The following is an 18,392-nucleotide window of genomic DNA, read 5'->3' on the forward strand; positions in this document are numbered from 1 at the left end:
GTATTCTTAAAAGAAGGTGATAGCATGCAAGACGTGTCAATTTTAGTATTAGAGGACGAACGGGCAATTGCAGAAATGATTGAAATTATATTAAGAAAAGAAGGTTTTTTAAACATTACACTCTGCGACACTGTTCAAGAAGCAAAAAAGAAAATGGAAATGAAGGTTTTTGATTTTTATCTATTAGATATTATGCTTCCAGATGGTAGTGGACTGGATATGGCGAATATAATTCGAGAGCAAAGTGAAGCACCTATATTCTTTTTAACTGCAAAAGGTAGTGATGCAGATAAGCTTCGTGGTTTTATGAATGGCGCAGACGATTATATTACGAAACCATTTAACCCGCTAGAGCTTGTTGCGAGGGTTAAGGTGCAACTGACAAGATATATAAAGAAAAAAGATGTGCCAGAAAGTCATATATTTTCATGTAGTCGGTTTACATTCGATATCGATGCAGCAGAGGTAACAGTAAATGGCACAAAGGAAATTATTAGTGGTAGGTTATTTCACCTATTGAAATACTTATGTGAAAATGCGGGGCAAGTATTATCGAAGGAACAAATTTACGAGCGTGTATGGGGTGACTGTTTGTTTGATGATAATACCGTGATGGTACATATTCGAAAACTCCGTGAAAAAATAGAGAAGAAACCTGGTAAACCAACCTGCATTATTACAGTGAGGGGGATTGGTTATAAGCTTGTTGGAGATGTTCATTCATGAAGCCAGCTAGAAGATTAACGCTTCGTTTTGTGTCTTATTTCATCATTTTTTATTTACTAATCATTACAGGCTTTATTATAAGTTTGGTGTTTTTTGTAATCTTTATTAATCTTCATGTCGGTGACGATATTCATATAATGTCTTCCTCTGAAATTAAAGATGATGCTGTCGTAGAAAAAGGGGATTCCATTAAGATTGCGGATTATTTAGTGAAGCGAGCCGAGGAGAACTTAGGGCAATTATATTTGTTCAATCGATCGATGGACATTGTTGATTACACGGGAGAAACTTGTGAACTATGTGGAATGCCAGATAACGAAATAACGACTCTTAAACGGCCAGGAATGCACACGTGGGAGATTCCAAAATACCATTTATTATTCCTCCCGGCTTTACCTGTCCAACCGTTTTTTGAGGAAGTAGTTCAGGAGTGGAAAGATAAAGGAGAGATTCCTTCTGAACTGCTCCAGCGTTTACAGGATAAGAAGGTATCAGTTGAAATCTATAATGAGCAGTGGGATCGTGTAGAAGTCATTGGTGAGCGCTATAAAAAACTTCATAAGCCTCAATTGCTCGAAGAAAACTACGATATTTTTGAGTACAAAGAGCTTACGGGAAATGCTTTATTAGAGGATGGATCGACACTAGTTGTACGTATGCCCAATCCAGCGTATAAGCCGTTTGACGAGCCTTTTAATAAAGCGATGCTTTTATTTATCTCCATCTTCTTTGGCGGACATATTATATTGCTAATAGGGATTATTTTTTTATCGGTTAGCATTTCCCGTCAGTTTGTTCGCCCGCTTGTTTATGTAATATCTCGAATCGAGCTATTAGCACAATTCGACTACAGTAAAGTAATAGATAAAAGTATCCACCATCTGAAGACAGGGAAGTTAAAAAGGAAATTTAAACTATTTGAGCCAGTTGATGAATCGATTAATAATTTATCAAAGCGCCTTTCCTCCAATGAAAGACAGATTAAACATGCGGAGCAATTACGTGAGGAATGGATAACGGGCTTATCGCATGATTTAAAGACACCGTTAAGCTCTATTTATGGTTATTCAACAATGCTTGCTTCTGAGGACTATGAGTGGACGAAGGAAGAAATGCGCGTCTTTGCAACTACGATGCAGGAAAAGGCAACGTACATGGATGCCCTTATACGAGACTTAACATATACGTACCAATTAAAAAATAGAGCGATCCAGCTTGAAAAAGTGTTGATACCACTCGCTGTCTGGTTACCTCAATTTGCAGATGAGCAAGTGTCTGTAAAGGTTTATGGTGATGTCGTGCTTGAAGCTGACGAGCTTTTATTAAAGCGTATTTTGGATAATCTTATAACCAATGCTAAAAAGTATACGCCTGACGGTACAAAGGTGAACGTAGAAGCGCAAAATATAGGCAAGGAAATTATGCTGACAATTGCCGACCAAGGTCCGGGAATTCCCCAAGCGGAGCTTGATAACCTCTTTGAGCGATATTATCGAGGTACAAATACTACAGACGATACAACGGGTACAGGTCTAGGATTGGCTATTACTAAGCAGTTAATTGATTTGCATGGAGGTACGATTAGTGTCCAATCAGGAGCGGAAGGTACAGTTTTTATATTGAAGTTTACATGTAAGTAGTAGTTTTCGGCCTCAAAGTTGGGGGCGTTTGTGAAAATGAATGTCAGTATATAAGTTGGTTGGAGTGGAGGCTGGGCGACGCCTTCGTGACCAACATCGTGCTATTGTTGCTGCCGCTTCGCTTTCACGCAGTCCAAAATCTTTTGCTGTCGCTTCGCTTTCGTACATACAAACACGTTGCTGTCGCTACATTGCACTCACGCTTTCGCGCAAAAGACATCTAGACCCTGCAGCGCAGCGAAGCGGCTCATCGGACGCCCCAGGAAGCTCTGCTCTGTGCGAAAGCGAAGCGGCAGCTACAAAGCGCCCAGTCGGAACGGAAATCAACGCCACATTATGGAGATGGCTAGTTTTTGATTGAAGAGGTAAAGTAAAACACTGTTATTTAGGGCAGTACAAGTGATGAAACATTCACCTTGTACTGCCCTTTTTGTGATATTGAACATTAGAGTGTAATTTTTTAGGGGATTACCCCTATATGAACGGCTCTCTCTTAAAACTATTATTAAGGTGTAAAAGTTGTATACGAAAGACAGCATGATAAGGAGGATGCACACATGAAGACTTCTTTTAAAGTAGTCATCGTTGGAGGAGGAACTGCTGGTATTTCAGTAGCGGCACGCTTACTTCGTCAATCTCATTCACTTCAAGGGGAGATTGCCATCATAGATCCTGCGGAAAAACATTATTATCAACCACTCTGGACATTGGTGGGAGGGGGTGCGGCAAATAAGTGGGACTCTGAACGTGAGATGCTTTCTGTTATCCCTGAAGGAGCTGTTTGGTTAAAAGAGGCTGTTAGTAGTTTTGACCCTAGTCAAAACCAGGTAATAACACTAGGCGGTACAACATACACGTATGACTTTTTAGTAGTTGCTGGTGGGATAGAAATTAACTGGGGTGCTATTAAAGGGCTGAAAGAGGCATTGGGGACTAAAAATGTATGTAGTAATTATTCTTTTAAGCATGTTGATTATACGTGGGAAACGATCCGTAATTTTAAAGAAGGGACAGCGTTATTTACACATCCAAACTCACCGGTAAAATGTGGCGGTGCTCCACAAAAAATTATGCATTTAGCAGAAGACCATTTTAATAGAGTCAATGTTCGTGACAATATTAACGTTATTTTTGGTTCGGCCAATCCGGCGATTTTCGATGTTTTGAAATATCGTGATGCACTGGAAAAGGTCATAGAGCGGAAAAAGATTGATGCTCGATTCCGTCGTAATTTAATTGAAATTAAGGCTGAAGAAAAAATAGCTATTTTTGAAAATTTAGATACAGGCACATTAGAAGAGATTAAATACGACATGATTCACGTGACACCTTATATGTGTTCACCCGAATTTATACGGACGAGTGCATTAGCAGACGAATGTGGCTGGGTAGATGTCGACAAGTTTACTTTGCAACATAAAAAGTATAGCAATGTGTTTGGAATAGGCGATAACGCTAATCTACCAACATCGAAAACGGGTGCAGCTATACGCAAGCAAGCTCCTGTCGTTGCACAAAATCTTATTGCTTTAATGAGACGACAGCCAATGACGCAAACGTATGATGGCTACTCCTCTTGCCCAATTGTAACAGGCTACAACAAACTGATATTGGCGGAGTTTGATTACAATAAAGAACCTGTTGAATCTATGCCCTTCAACCAGGCGGTGGAAAGATCCAGTATGTATTTTATGAAAAAGGATTTACTACCTATTATGTACTGGGATGGGATGTTGAAAGGCACTATGTAATTACGAATGAAGGGAGGCGACAAGCATGGCTAATGCTACGGTAAGTATGAGCAAGGAATTATATCAAATAATCGAAACGCTTGAGAAGCCAGAAGTTCGAGACTCTTTACAGCGCTTGTTGGAAAAATTACCGAATGTAGAGCAAACGATAGAATCAGCAGAAAATGTTGTGGGTTTTGGAAAAGCAGTACTAACTGATGACAAGACGATAGATAGATACGAGCAATATGTCTCTACTTATAATGTAGGCTCAGAAACGATAATAGCTATTGTTCAGCTGATGGAGAAGTTGCCAAAGCTTGTTCAAATCATTCATCAGTTAGAAAACATCATTGATTTTGGTACAGCGGTACTTCAGGATAAACAAACGACAGAATATACAATGAATAACTTAAAGAGCTATACCGATTCCTACGTTGAAAAAGGTAAGACGGGTATGGAGTTCTTCAGAATGGTACAGCAAAGAGTAGAAGAGAAGCCTCAACATATCAATGTTTTTTCAATTATTAAATGGACGAAAGATCCTTCTGTTCAAAAAATACTTAATTATGTTCAATCTGCACTAGATATTTTAAAAGAAAAAAACTGAGTAAAGGGGAGTTTTACACATGTTATTACGATATTTTTACGATGAAAAATTAGCGCACGCTTCTTATGCTGTGGGATGTCAGGCGAAAGGTGAAATGGTCATTGTTGACCCGATGCGTAATATTGAGCCATATCTTGCGTTAGCAGAAAAAGAAAAGATGCAAATTGTTGGCGCGTTAGAAACGCATATTCATGCCGATTTTGTAGCTGGGTCTCGTGAGTTAGCAGACCGTGTTGGAACAACGATGTATATTTCTGACGAAGGGGATGCTGATTGGAAGTATCAAAATCTTGAAGGAATTCCGCATCAATTATTAAAAGATGGTGATGAATTTACTATAGGTAATCTTATTTTTAAAGTCATGCACACACCAGGACATACGCCAGAAAGTATCTCCTTCTTATTAACGGATCGTGGCGGTGTAGCAGATAAGCCGATGGGGATTTTTACAGGTGACTTTGTTTTTGTAGGTGATATTGGACGCCCTGATTTATTAGAAAAGGCTGCTGGTATTCAAGGTACATCACTATCTGGTGCAAAAGCGATGTTTACATCATTAGAACGCTTTAAGGCTTTACCAGATTATATGCAGATATGGCCAGCTCATGGAGCAGGTAGTGCTTGTGGTAAAGCATTAGGCGCTGTGCCATCTTCAACAGTTGGGTATGAGAAGCAATTCAACTGGGCTATGCAGTTTGATGATGAACAAAAATTTGTTGACGCATTACTAAATGGTCAGCCGGAACCTCCTTATTATTTCGCTGTTATGAAGCGTGTCAATAAAGTAGGGATAGAACTTCTTAAGAACTTACCACCAGTAAAGGCAGTGTCAAATTATGAAGAGATTACTCAACTTCTTGCGGATGGGAAGCAAGTGATTGATACTAGATTGGCGGGAGATTTCTCACAAGGATTTATCGCAGGTACACTAAATATCCCTTACAATAATTCATTGACCAATTGGGCTGGTTGGTTAGTAGATTATACAAAACCGTTATATTTATTAATTAATCCTTCCCAACTAGATGATGTTTTAATAGCATTACGTTCTATTGGTATCGACAATGTTGTTGGTTATGGAGATGTGACGAAAGTATTGGAAGAGGCTACTTCTCTAGATAGTTATGAAAATATAACTCCTTTAGAAGCAAAGTCGTTCATTGAAAGTGAAAAAGTTCATGTGCTTGATGTGCGCAATCAAACAGAATATGATGCAGGGCATATTGAAAATGCTCAACATATTATGGTTGGTACATTAGCTAGACGTTTAGATGAATTGCAAACTAATAAAAAAATTGTTGTTCAATGCCAAGGTGGTGCTCGTTCTGCAATTGCTGTAAGTGTGCTAAAAGCAAACGGCATTCACGACGTTGTAAATTTAACAGGTGGCTATATGGCTTGGCAACAAGAGGTAGTGACTAAATAAATGAGGTTGTTCTAAAAGAAAAATAGCATACTAGGGATCCTAGTCTGCTATTTTTCTTTGCTTATAAGGTTTAGTAAGGCGTTATGAGATTCGTCGATGAAATGCTAAACGAATTTAGACAACCTTTTTTCTCGATAAAAGGGGTTAAAAAATGATTATTGTAAATTTGAGTATATTCCTTCTTATTATTGGTAGAATTATTTATAAACGGCATATCCCGGTACGGCAAATACAAGAGTGTTTACTACAAGAGTTGCATGTGGGAATGGCTATAGTGGATGTACGTGATTATAATGACTCTTATAAATCACCTACACCAAATGCATTAAATTTACCAATTGCTTATTTAGTACGTCACATGCATGAACTACCCAAAAAACCACTTCATATCATTGCATCAACACAGCTAGAAAAAAATATGAGTGTTCGCATCATTCGGAAAGCAGGGCATGAAGTGAGGAGTTATAGCTTAATAGAAGAAAAAGTATAGGGTCAATTATGCTGGGGTAACAAGTAAACTAAAGGGGGGCTTTATGCCTTTTTTAACTTCTTTCAGCGGGTGTCCAAACATCCGCTGAAATATAGGAACTCAGTCTAAGAACGCCACGTCCTGTGGCAATTTATCTGTGCGACAGCAACACACAACTGAGTGACCACCATCGTATTGGCCTAAAGCCTCCGGCGGATGTCATGGAATCGGAGAGGAGTTCGCATAGGATGCTAGCCTAAAATCATCGCATTCATGCGATAACGGCTATCTGACCTGCATCGGTAAAAACGCCACGTCCTGTGGCATTACCGAAATGACCGACATCGTGTCGGCCTTCACGCAGGCCTAAGCACAAAACCGATTCCGGACGCAATTATGGAGGTATAATTGATCTAGGAGTGTGTTTAGATTGGAGAAAGAACAACTGAAAAATAAATATTTACAGCAAATATTTCAATATATTCAAGATGGCATCATCATAATGAATCAAAACCGTGAAATTTTAATGATGAATCCCTCTGCGAAGCGGTTATCGGGATGGGAATTAGGAGATCGAGTGCCCTTTTGTTCATTTTGCGAAAATCGTCAAAAATCTCCAAAAGAACATACATGTTATTTAATAGAGCATAATGAGGTTCCTTATTTTTTATCGAAAATGCCGACGTATCATGGGAGTAAGATAGATGTTGAAATGAGCACGGCACTGATGTATACAGATAGTAACGAGCAAGCGTTTCTTCTTGTGTTGCGCGATCAGACCCTTCAGTTAAAGGAAGAAGAGGCTCGGATTTCAAAGCTGATTATTAAAAAGTTGATTGAGGCAAAAGAGGAAGAACATAAAAGGCTTGCGCAAGAATTACATGATGGCGTTGGCCAATCATTATATACAATATCTGTTGCATTGCAGGCGGTTGAATCTTATGTCAAAGACAATGAAAAACTAAATACGTATATCGAAGAAGTACGCAATGAGCTAGAGCAAGTAATGAATGATATTAAATTGTACTCCTATCAGCTTCGCCCCCATAGTATAGATCAGTTAGGAATTACACCTACGTTAAGCACCCTTGTCGATTCAGTGCAAAAGGTACATCCTGATATTGCTATATCGTTAGAAACAGATTTTGAAGAACGGTGCCATCCATCTGTAGAAATCAATATTTATCGCGTCGTGCAGGAGGCTTTACACAATATTACTAAATATGCAAAGGCCACTAAAGTCGTCATTCGCCTCGAAAAGAAAGCTACAAATTTATCACTTTATATAGAAGATAATGGCATAGGGTTTGATTTGCAGTACGTGAAAAAAGAAGGGCTCGGTTTAAAACATATGGAGGAGCGAATTACACTATTAGGGGGATCATTTAATATTAATTCGGCTCACAATAAAGGTACTAAAATTAGCATTCAAGTACCTAATTGGAAGGATGACTATAGATGATTCGTGTTTTAGTAGTAGATGATCATGTGCTAATCCGTAAAGGGATTGTACTTTTATTGGAAAATTATAAAGATGTGCAGGTTGTAGGTGAAGCGGGTGATGGAGCGGAAGCAATCACTCAGGCAATATCATTAAATCCGGATGTCATTTTAATGGACGTATCTATTCCGAATGGGTTAGATGGGTTTACGGCTACTCAAGAGATTCATAAGCAAATGCCTAACGTGAAAATTATTATGTTAACAATGCATAATGAAGTTGCTTATATTCAAAAAGCGATTGCTGTTGAAGCTCATGGCTATATTTTAAAAAATAGTCAAGGTGGAGTTCTCTATGAGGCTATCCGCGCTGTATATAGTGGCCGTATATATTATGACGTGGGTATTCCACAGGAGCAGCTAAATAAATTGTTTGAACATAAAGGGCATGAAGAACAATGCATTTTAACTGTGCGTGAGCAGGAAATAATGAGGTTAACAGTTCTAGGATATACGAATGTCCAAATTGCTGGGCAACTATATATTAGTAGTAAAACGGTTGAAAATCATAAATCAAATATTATGCAAAAACTCGATTTAAGTAATAAAGCAGAGCTTATACAGTATGGGCTTGCAAATAACTATATGTAACAGCGTATTGCGGTCAGGATTTGGTGCAATACGATTATAGTAATATATGTCTATTTGATAAAATAATGGGTTGATTTACGTTCCTACTAGCGCTTTCTTGGAGCTGCTGAGTGGCGACTCCTGCGGGATAGATTGAAGCCAAGTCCGCGGGAAGGGCCAGCTCGGAGTAAAAATCAACCTTTGTTTATTGATACACATCATTTTAAATTTATTTTTATCAGCAAGTTGGGATCACTCGAATGATGAGTGATCTTTTTTACTTTTTAAAAATAATTTTCAATATTGTCACAGTGAGTAAAGCTAATAGTGGAAAACCCCTATATGTCTGGAATTACAGCGGGACTATACTGAAAGCACATAAATAAAAGGAGATGCAAGCACAGTGGATATAACATTTATAATTGTGATTTTCCTGATTGGATTCGTTGGATCTTTTGTGTCCGGTATGTTGGGGATAGGCGGTTCAATCATTAAATACCCAATGCTACTATATATTCCACCACTTTTTGGCTTAGTGGCATTTTCTGCACATGAAGTTTCAGGTATTAGTGCGGTACAAGTGTTTTTTGCTTCGATTGCAGGCGTTTGGGCATATCGAAAGGGTGGCTATCTTAATAAGCCCCTTATTCTATATATGGGAGGAGCCATTTTAGCTGGTAGCTTTGTCGGGAGCTACGGATCACAGTTTTTATCTGAAAGTGGTGTGAATGTCGTATACGGGATTTTAGCCTTGATTGCAGCTGTGATGATGTTTATTCCTAAGAAACAAATTGATGATAAGCCGATGAAGGAAGTAACCTTCAACAAGCCGTTAGCAGCAATTTTAGCATTTATTGTTGGGATTGGCTCAGGAATTGTTGGTGCTGCAGGTGGTTTCTTACTTGTTCCGATTATGCTTGTAGTACTCGGGATTCCAACACGCATGACGATAGCTACTAGTTTAGCCATTACGTTTATCTCATCCATCGGTGGAACAATCGGTAAGTTAATGACAGGACAAGTCGAGTACTATTCCGCAGGTATTATGATAGTGGCAAGTTTACTGGCGGCTCCTCTTGGGGCAAAAGTAGGTAAAAAAATGAATACAAAAATTTTGCAAAGTATTTTAGCCGTACTCATCTTAGCGACAGCGATTAAAATTTGGGTTGATCTATTATGATGAAAAAACAAAAAGTGGCTGCCTATAAATCACATGAAAAAAAACTAATAATTATAAGTTTTTTAGTAGCAGGGATAATGTTTCTTTCAATTATTGGAAGATTTTTTGGTGCCTAGGAGATGAAATGAAATGAATGATTCAGCTGTAATGTGGAGTCGGGCCTTAACAGAGTTAACATTGTCTTTCCATATCGTTTACGCAACAATTGGCGTCGGTATACCTTTGATGATTATGATTGCTCAATGGGTTGGATTGAAAAATAATGACGAACACTATTTATTACTCGCAAGAAGATGGGCAAGAGGATTTGTGATTACCGTGGCAATTGGTGTTGTCACAGGTACTGCGATAGGATTACAGCTATCACTACTATGGCCAAACTTTATGGAGTTGGCAGGTCAGGTAATCGCATTACCATTGTTTATGGAAACATTCGCGTTCTTTGTTGAAGCGATATTCTTAGGGCTTTATTTATATACATGGGATCGATTCAAAAATCCAAAGCGACATCTATTATTATTGGTCCCAGTAGCTATTGGTGCTTCTATGTCGGCCGTTTTTATTACGATTGTGAATGCATTTATGAATGCACCGCAGGGCTTTGATCTTGTAGATGGAGAGCTTGTAAATATTCAACCAGTACTAGCAATGCTAAATTCTGCAATGCCAACGAAGGTAGCGCATGTATTAGTAACATCTTATATGACGTCAGCATTTTTATTAGCTTCTATTGCAGCTTATCGTATGCTGCGAGGATCGAAGCATATGTACCACAAAAAAGCATTATATCTTTTATTAAAACTTGGACTAGTGTTTTCGCTAGCAGCACTGATTGTAGGTGATTTTTCTGGGAAGTATTTAGCTGAATATCAACCAGAAAAATTAGCTGCTGCTGAATGGCATTTTGAAACAAAAGAGGATGCATCGCTTGTGCTATTTGGAGTATTAGATGGGAAAGAGGTGAAATATGCCATTAAAGTACCGTATGTATTGAGTGTATTGGCGCATAATAATCCTTTTGCGGAAGTAAAAGGTTTAGATCAATTTCCTGAGGATGAACAGCCGCCACTCTATATCCATTATTTGTTTGACATCATGGTAGTCATCGGAACTTTACTAATTGTCGTTGCAGCTATTTATGTGCTAGGTAAGTGGCGAGGATGGATGATAGTTTCTTCAAAAAGTTTTAAGAGAATAGTAGTGGCAGGTGGTCCGCTATCGCTTATTGCTGTTGAGGCGGGCTGGTGGTTTGCGGAAGTAGGGCGTCAGCCTTGGATACTTCGTGGATATATGAAAACGGCGGAAGGTGCTACAACAAGTGGCCAAGTCGATACGATGCTAATACTATTTGCGGGGCTGTATATTGTATTAGCGGTAGGAAGTATCCTTGTACTTATTCGTATGTTCCGTAACAATCCGATTGAACGTGAAATTGAAGAACATAAGCAAGTGGAAGGATGTGCAGGGCAATGAGTTTGGAAATATTAGGAATTTCAGTACTGTGGTTATTTCTATTCGGCTATGTCATTGTTGCGTCCATAGACTTTGGAGCGGGCTTCTTTAATGCGTATAGTGTCTTGATTGGAAAAGACCAAATACTTGCCAATGTTATTAAACGCTATTTATCTCCGGTGTGGGAAATTACAAATGTCTTCCTTGTATTTTTCTTTGTTGGAATGGTAGGTTTCTTTCCTCAAACAGCTTATTATTACGGCACAATTTTGCTAGTGCCTGTCAGTATCTCATTAATATTAATAGCAATTAGAGGGAGTTATTATGCATTTGAATCCTACAGTGAAAAAGGTGGACATATTGGTTATACAATGATGTACGGAATTACTGGTTTATTTATACCTGCATCCCTATCTATTGTGTTAACGATATCTGAGGGGGGATTTGTAAAAATTATAAATGAAGAACCGCATTTACAAATTGCTAAACTTTTCACGAATCCATTAACTTGGTCTATTGTGCTATTAAGTATAGTGGCAGTTTTGTATATTTCGGCCGTTTTCTTAACATGGTATGGGAAAAGAGCGCGGGATGAACATGCCTCTAATTTAATGAGAAAATATGCTCTCTGTTGGTCTTTGCCGCTCGTAATAAGTGTAATAGGGATTATGGTGGAGTTAAAGGGACATGTGCCTGAGCATTATGAAAATATGTTAAGTCTTTGGTGGTTTTTCGCCATTTCAGGTGTGCTATTTCTTTTAACACTAGTTCTTTTATTTAAAAAGAAAAACTATGGCATAGCCGTCTTTTTAATGGTTGCCCAGTTTGGATTTGCATTTTTCGGCTATGGTATTTCACATTATCCGTATTTACTGTATCCGTATTTGTCGGTCTATGATAGCTTTACAAATGAAACAATGGCAATTGCGTTAGTGATAGCGTTTGTTGGAGGATTAGTTCTACTCATCCCTTCACTATATTTAGTAATGAAATGGTTTGTGTTTGATCGTGATTATGCTTGCGGTAAACATGATCACCATGCATAGGGGGAATTATAATGAATCAATTTATTATTTTGTATGCACCTTTTCTTGTAGTAGCTATTAGCATTGCGGTTGGCTTTTGGATAGGACCGAAAGATCGTCAAATTAAGTGATAAATGTATTCATCATTGTATGTGTGTTGATTTCCGTTCCTCTATCGCTAATCCCATAGGAGTCGCCCAGTCGTAACGAAGATTACCTTATAGATTTATCAAATGCGCATAATAAATTAATTTAATAGCATAAAAGCCTGGAAAAAAGAGCTAGATGGAAAGTCATGAATGTTTGACTTTCTATATAGCTCCTTTTGTTTATGTGGTTATTTTAAGCACCGCTCAGATGGTCGCTCAATTTTTACATAGCGCCACAAGCTATTAGCGATGTCACGTGCCTCTTCGGCGTGTACGGTTCCAACGAATGCTTTACGGAAAGGTGTAAGAAGTGATTCGATAATAAAGAGCTTTGGTTTCTCACGCTGTAATTCCTCTAATAAGAATTCCACGTATTCTAACCCTTCAACTGTTTCGTTCTTAGCTAATCCTTTTTTAAAGCCTGTTAATTGCTCGATAACCATTTCCTTATTAACTGTTTTAAAATTCGCGACATTTTGAATCGTATTGATCATTTCTGTACTAATGATGATTTCTTTTGATTCGAGCATAACAGGTATAATTACGCTAATATTGCGTAATGCTACACGTACAATGGCTTCTCGATTTATATATTTATAGTCAGCAATTAAGACTGCGCGTAATGTAAGGTTAATCATACCAAGTGTCTGCACGGCGCATTCATAGCTAATTGGACTAATTTCTTCTCCAAAAACTTGCACAAGTCGATTGGCGAGCCACTCCAACTCTTGTAAATAATAGTTTAAAATTATTTTTTTTAATTCGATATCCTTGGAGTGAAAAATCGATTCAAAAATTTGAATTAAATTATGTTCTCGATTGACATACATGAGTACTGCAACTTGCTGTGTTAATACTTCTAAATCAGTAGGATCTTTACCATAAAGAAGTTCGTGGCGGCGATTACTTGCCTCTTCGCGTCCTTCGTCTAATATGGCGATTAAACATTCATTTTTAGAAGAAAAATGATTATAAAATGTGCCCTTTGAAATTTTTGCTGCACTAATGATGTCGTTCATCGATGCATCCACGAATCCTTTTTCGATAAAAAGAGCACGGGCAGCAGTGATAATTTGTCTTTTTCTTTTGTTCATAACCTCACCTTTTTAAAAAATATTATACTCTTATTCTATATTGAAAACGCTTATATATCAATGTTTTTTAAATTTTATAGACTTAATTGTTGAAAAAAATAGACTGCGAGTATAAAATAAGTTTTATCGAAAATAACAAGAAAGAATTGAGGGATATAAATGAATAGTGAGCAAACATTGAAAAAGCCCCCCTATGGCATGATTAGTATTTTATTTGTGGGTGCTTTTGTTGCTTTTCTAAACAACACATTGTTAAATGTTGCATTACCAACAATCATGAAAGATTTTGGTATAACGTATTCATCCGTACAATGGCTCGCAACAGGCTATATGCTTGTAAGTGGTATTTTAGTACCTGCTTCAGCATTCTTTGTAACGCGCTTTAAAAATAGACATTTATTTATTGTAGCGATGTCAGTCTTTACAATTGGTACGGCTATGGCTGGATTTGCACCTAACTTCGGTACACTTTTAGCAGGTCGTATGGTGCAAGCAGCAGGGGCTGCAAGTATGTCACCACTTCTAATGAATGTAATGCTCATTAGTTTCCCAAAAGAAAAACGCGGAGCAGCAATGGGTATTTTCGGTTTAGTGATGATTTCTGCACCAGCGATCGGGCCTACATTATCAGGATATATTGTTGAGCATCACGATTGGCGTATGCTATTCCAAATGATTATTCCATTTGCTGTCATTAGTTTATTATTTGGTATTTGGAAATTAGAAAACGTGATGGATACACGTGAAGTACATTTAGATGTCCCATCAGTGCTATTATCTACAATTGCATTCGGTGGTATTCTATATGGTTTCAGTACGGCAGGGGATAAAGGCTGGTCAAGTCCTTGGGTATATGGCACAATTTCAGTTGGTCTACTTGCTTTAATCATCTTCATATTTAAACAATTACGTATGGAACAGCCTTTGCTAGAATTACGTATATATAAATATCCAATGTTTGCGTTGGGATCAGCTATCTCGGTTATCGTCTCAATGGCTATGTTTTCTGGGATGATTTTAACACCTGCTTACGTACAATCAATTCGTGGGATTGAACCATTCGAGGCGGGCTTAATGATGCTTCCTGGGGCACTTGCAATGGGCATTATGTCGCCGATTACAGGGAAACTATTCGATAAATTTGGACCGCGTGTACTAGCGATTATCGGTTTAACGATTACAACGATTGCGTCATTCGGTTTAACAAAGTTAGAAATAGATTCAAGCTATACATTTATTGTGTCATTGTACACAATTCGTATGTTTGGTTTGTCAATGGTTATGATGCCAATTATGACAAACGGTTTAAACCAATTACCACAAATGATGAACCCGCACGGTACAGCAATTAATAACACTGTACAGCAAGTAGCAGGGGCAATTGGTAGTGCCGTGATGGTAACGTTCATGAATAACCGTACAAAAGCAAAAGCTGAAGAATTAATTGCAGAAGCAAAAGCCAATGCAGCGCAATCAGGTGTTGCATCAACACCAGAACAAATGCAACAAATGCTGGATCAGATTAAACAAACGGCTTTATTAGATGGTATTACACACTCATTCTTCATTGCGGCTTGTATTACCGTTCTTGCACTTGTACTTGCGTTCTTCTTAAAACGCGTTAAAGTTGAAAGCGCAGCGGCTTCAATGGATTTGAAAAAAACAACTAAATAATAATGAGTTGATATGCTCCCTAAGGTAGACGGATGAAAAATATCTGTTTATCGAAGGGGAGTTTTTTTGATGCATTATAGCAATACGTATCGTTGTATGGGAATCAAAATAGCACGGATATTAGCAAAAGTTAAAGGGTGGATGGATATTTTAAAATATCCTAACTTTTTGCGCTAATGTCCGTGCCAATTATTCTAATCATTGTTTTTAAATAATGCTCCTGGCCAAAACGCATATTTACCGAGAACAGTAGTAATAGCAGGTACCAGCAATGGACGTACAATGAATGTATCAAGCAACACGCCAATTGCCGTAACGACACCGAACTGAACAAGTACTTGAATAGGTAAGGTAGCAAGGACAGCGAATGTTCCAGCTAAAATTAGACCAGCAGATGTAATAACGCTTCCTGTTCGTACGACACCTTCCTCAATAGCTGTTAAATGATCCACTGTTCTGCGTTTTTTCCAAATTTCCGAAATCATAAAGATGTTATAATCTTCCCCAAGAGCCACTAAAAATACAAATGCATAGAGTGGAATTGCTCCTGAAATGGCATCTGCCCCCATTACATGGTGTAAAATTAGCCAACCTGCACCAAGTGCCCCGAAATAAGAAATAATAACTGTTGCTAATAAGTAAACAGTAGCTGTTATGGAACGTAGATAAATGAATAATAATAAAGCAATTAAAGCAATCATTGTTGGCATAATAACAGTTTCATCGCGTACAGTTAATTGCTGTGTATCATATTGACTAGCTGTTTCGCCGCCAATCCAAATATGTTTATCTGCATCTTTTATACCTTCATCCTCAAGCATTTTTATAACCGCTGCTTTAAGCTCTGGAATATGAGCTAACGATTCCTTAGCATAAGGATTCGCGTTTAAAGAAATCTCGTACAATTGGATAGTATTATTTTTCTCTCCAATTCGGCGATCTGCAACACTATCAATATAAGAGATTTCAGCTAATTGCTGCTGCAAGCGGATATCTATACCCTCAGTATCAATGACGAGCTGAACTGGAGCTAATTCCCCAGGTGAAAAATTTTCTTCTATTAAATTAAAGCCTTCGCGGGATGGCATATTCTCAGGAAATGATGATAATAGATCAAAAGTATACTGAATACGTGGTACGAATGCTGCTAACCCACCAAGGAACAGTAAAGTGACAACAATGACCACCCATGGTTTATGCGTTACAGTGCGCCCGATTGTGCGGCTTATTTTATGTGTTGGTTTGTGCTGTTTTTTTCCTTTTTTATTAGCCATATCCTCTGTTCGTGGTATGAATGGGAAGAAGGCAACGCGACCTATAATAACAAGAATTGCTGGAAGTACAACTAACGCTGCAACACCCATCACCAGTACACCAAAGCTAAACGGAATTGCAAAGCGTTGGAATGCACCATAATGGGCAAGGCTAAGAGTAGCTAAACCGATAACAACCGTTAATGCACTCATCATAATCGCACCGCCAGACTCCTTTATAGTAAGCTTCATGGCAGTAGTCTTATCTTCAATATGAAATAATATCTCTCGATACTTTGATATTAAAAATAAACAATAGTCTGTACCTGCTCCAAAGAGTAATACAGTCATAATAGAGACAGCTTGCGAGTCCTTATCGACCCATCCATGATCAGCGAAAAAACCGAGCGTTGGACTTATAACGACGTAGGCAAGAGCAACAACAATTAATGGAATAATGGCTAATAACGGTGAACGATAAATAATAATTAGTAATACTAAAACAAGGAGCACTGTCGCAATTAGTAATTTAACATCAGCTTGGGAGAATAAGCCAACAGCATCCGTAGCGATACCAACCGGTCCAGAATAACGCACATGAAGATTGTCACTAACTAAGTCTTTATCTAGTTGGATATTATACTTATCCATTGTTTTTGTTAATGTCTTTAAACTCTCTCGCAACGCATCCGTAGTCACGCCTTTTTCAAAGAAAACAGGAGTTACAATTGTTGTGCCATTGTCAGATGCAGACGCTAAAAAGGCTTGAGGTGGCATGTTATCATATGGTGGAATAACAGTTTGATTTGCTAAAGGTTTAGCTTTAAGCTCTCCATAAACTCTTTGGATAGCAACAAAATCATCAGTAGTTAGCCCGCTATCTCGATGCCAGACGAGTAATAATGGTGTACCTGCATCATTCGGAAATTGTTCTGCAATAATAGTTGCTGCCTGCTGAGACATTTCACTTTCGGGTAAATTTTTACTAGATTCACTCTTGATACTATTAATCTGTGGCCAGGTAAATGACAGTACAACAACAAGTGAAATCCAAAGGGCAAGGGCTAAAAAACGCCCTTTTTTACTTGTTACCATTGAGCCCCATTGCTCTAGTGGGTGCTTTTTCATTTAAAGACCTCCTCCGTTTCATGTAAGTAATTTTAATTATATATACCGGAAGGTTAATTAATCAATTGTAAAAAAATTATATGCTATACTATGTCTAAAATGAATCCTTTATAAGGGGGCGAACTTGTTGAAGCAGTCACCGCGTGTTCTCGGAAGACCTCGCCATGATGAGAATGCGAAACCAAAAAAAGATATTGTTCTTGAAACGGCAACAAGGCTTTTTATCAAAGAAGGCTATAAAAATATTTCGATGGCTGATGTAGCAAAAGCTTGTAACGTTACAAAGGCTACTATCTATTACTATTACCCGACTAAAGGGGATTTATATACATCAGCGTTGCTGGCAATGATGGATCAAATCAAACTTTCTATTTTACAGATATTGGAGGAGTCAATATCATTTAAAGATCGGTTGGAGAAGCTTGTTGAAATTCATTTATCGGCCACTGTAGATATTGATATGAAAAATTTTATGAGAGAAGCGACAATTAATTTATCGAAATCTCAGTTAAAAGAAGTGCAAGCATCAGAAAATAATATGTATAAAACGATAGAGCATGCGATGCAGTTAGAAATGCAACTAGGCACGATTCGAAAGGGGAATGCTACTTTTTTTGCCCATTCGTTTATGGCTTTAATGTCAGTAGGCTACGTTAAAGATGGGGAAGGGAAAAGGATATTTCAATCAGAAGCTATGGCCGCGAGAGAAATTATAGACTTTTTCTGGAAATCTGTTGAAAAATGATTTCTTTCATTTTATGTAGTA

At 38.0% G+C, this 18,392-nt stretch carries 16 protein-coding genes; 14 read left to right on the forward strand and 2 right to left on the reverse strand.

Annotated features, from left to right (window positions below; translation table 11 throughout):
• Window positions 1-24 precede the first annotated feature (24 nt).
• The 12 genes from AC3WSO_RS02420 (at window position 25) to cydS (ending at window position 12,459) form a co-directional block, all read left to right on the forward strand.
• Window positions 25-726, forward strand: coding sequence for a response regulator transcription factor (locus AC3WSO_RS02420; RefSeq protein WP_492528400.1), 702 nt, complete (start codon window positions 25-27; stop codon window positions 724-726).
• Window positions 723-2,366: a sensor histidine kinase gene (locus AC3WSO_RS02425; protein ID WP_492528402.1), complete on the forward strand. Its 1,644-nt coding sequence runs from the start codon at window positions 723-725 to the stop codon at window positions 2,364-2,366. Before AC3WSO_RS02420 ends, AC3WSO_RS02425 begins: the two co-directional genes overlap by 4 nt.
• A 557-nt stretch (window positions 2,367-2,923) precedes the next feature.
• Window positions 2,924-4,117 carry an NAD(P)/FAD-dependent oxidoreductase gene (locus tag AC3WSO_RS02430; protein ID WP_492528404.1) on the forward strand — a complete coding sequence of 398 codons (1,194 nt, stop codon included), beginning with the start codon at window positions 2,924-2,926 and terminating at the stop codon, window positions 4,115-4,117.
• A gap of 25 nt (window positions 4,118-4,142) precedes the next feature.
• Window positions 4,143-4,706: a hypothetical protein gene (locus tag AC3WSO_RS02435; protein ID WP_492528406.1), complete on the forward strand. Its 564-nt coding sequence runs from the start codon at window positions 4,143-4,145 to the stop codon at window positions 4,704-4,706.
• A 19-nt stretch (window positions 4,707-4,725) separates the two neighbouring features.
• Complete coding sequence (locus tag AC3WSO_RS02440) at window positions 4,726-6,132, forward strand: MBL fold metallo-hydrolase (protein WP_492528408.1); 1,407 nt, start codon at window positions 4,726-4,728, stop codon at window positions 6,130-6,132.
• Window positions 6,133-6,283: 151 nt separating this feature from the next.
• Complete coding sequence (locus AC3WSO_RS02445) at window positions 6,284-6,622, forward strand: rhodanese-like domain-containing protein (RefSeq protein WP_492528410.1); 339 nt, start codon at window positions 6,284-6,286, stop codon at window positions 6,620-6,622.
• Window positions 6,623-7,031: 409 nt separating this feature from the next.
• Window positions 7,032-8,063, forward strand: a complete 1,032-nt coding sequence (locus AC3WSO_RS02450) for a PAS domain-containing sensor histidine kinase (RefSeq protein WP_492528412.1) — start codon at window positions 7,032-7,034, stop codon at window positions 8,061-8,063.
• Complete coding sequence (locus AC3WSO_RS02455) at window positions 8,060-8,692, forward strand: response regulator (protein WP_492528414.1); 633 nt, start codon at window positions 8,060-8,062, stop codon at window positions 8,690-8,692. Before AC3WSO_RS02450 ends, AC3WSO_RS02455 begins: the two co-directional genes overlap by 4 nt.
• A 382-nt stretch (window positions 8,693-9,074) precedes the next feature.
• Window positions 9,075-9,851, forward strand: coding sequence for a sulfite exporter TauE/SafE family protein (locus AC3WSO_RS02460; protein WP_492528416.1), 777 nt, complete (start codon window positions 9,075-9,077; stop codon window positions 9,849-9,851).
• A 129-nt stretch (window positions 9,852-9,980) separates the two neighbouring features.
• Complete coding sequence (locus tag AC3WSO_RS02465) at window positions 9,981-11,324, forward strand: cytochrome ubiquinol oxidase subunit I (RefSeq protein ID WP_492528418.1); 1,344 nt, start codon at window positions 9,981-9,983, stop codon at window positions 11,322-11,324.
• The gene (locus tag AC3WSO_RS02470; protein WP_492528420.1) at window positions 11,321-12,349 is read left to right on the forward strand and encodes a cytochrome d ubiquinol oxidase subunit II; all 1,029 of its coding nucleotides are present in this window, start codon (window positions 11,321-11,323) and stop codon (window positions 12,347-12,349) included. The genes AC3WSO_RS02465 and AC3WSO_RS02470 overlap by 4 nt, the downstream gene beginning before the upstream one ends.
• An 11-nt stretch (window positions 12,350-12,360) precedes the next feature.
• Entirely contained in the window at window positions 12,361-12,459 is a 99-nt protein-coding gene (gene cydS, locus AC3WSO_RS02475; RefSeq protein WP_386829881.1) for a cytochrome bd oxidase small subunit CydS family protein, read from the forward strand.
• Between the two features lie 206 nt (window positions 12,460-12,665).
• Here the strand turns inward: cydS and AC3WSO_RS02480 are convergent, their stop codons facing one another.
• Window positions 12,666-13,571 carry a TetR/AcrR family transcriptional regulator gene (locus AC3WSO_RS02480; RefSeq protein ID WP_492528422.1) on the reverse strand — a complete coding sequence of 302 codons (906 nt, stop codon included), beginning with the start codon at window positions 13,569-13,571 and terminating at the stop codon, window positions 12,666-12,668.
• A 159-nt stretch (window positions 13,572-13,730) separates the two neighbouring features.
• On the opposite strand from AC3WSO_RS02480, the gene AC3WSO_RS02485 reads away from it, so the two are divergent.
• Complete coding sequence (locus tag AC3WSO_RS02485; protein WP_492528424.1) at window positions 13,731-15,245, forward strand: DHA2 family efflux MFS transporter permease subunit; 1,515 nt, start codon at window positions 13,731-13,733, stop codon at window positions 15,243-15,245.
• A 194-nt stretch (window positions 15,246-15,439) separates the two neighbouring features.
• Here the strand turns inward: AC3WSO_RS02485 and AC3WSO_RS02490 are convergent, their stop codons facing one another.
• Window positions 15,440-17,626, reverse strand: a complete 2,187-nt coding sequence (locus AC3WSO_RS02490) for an MMPL family transporter (protein WP_492528426.1) — start codon at window positions 17,624-17,626, stop codon at window positions 15,440-15,442.
• 127 nt (window positions 17,627-17,753) lie between these two features.
• On the opposite strand from AC3WSO_RS02490, the gene AC3WSO_RS02495 reads away from it, so the two are divergent.
• Window positions 17,754-18,371, forward strand: coding sequence for a TetR/AcrR family transcriptional regulator (locus AC3WSO_RS02495; protein ID WP_492528428.1), 618 nt, complete (start codon window positions 17,754-17,756; stop codon window positions 18,369-18,371).
• The last annotated feature ends 21 nt before the right edge of the window (window positions 18,372-18,392 follow it).

The organism is Lysinibacillus sp. EB106-09-02-XG168 (assembly GCF_058791475.1).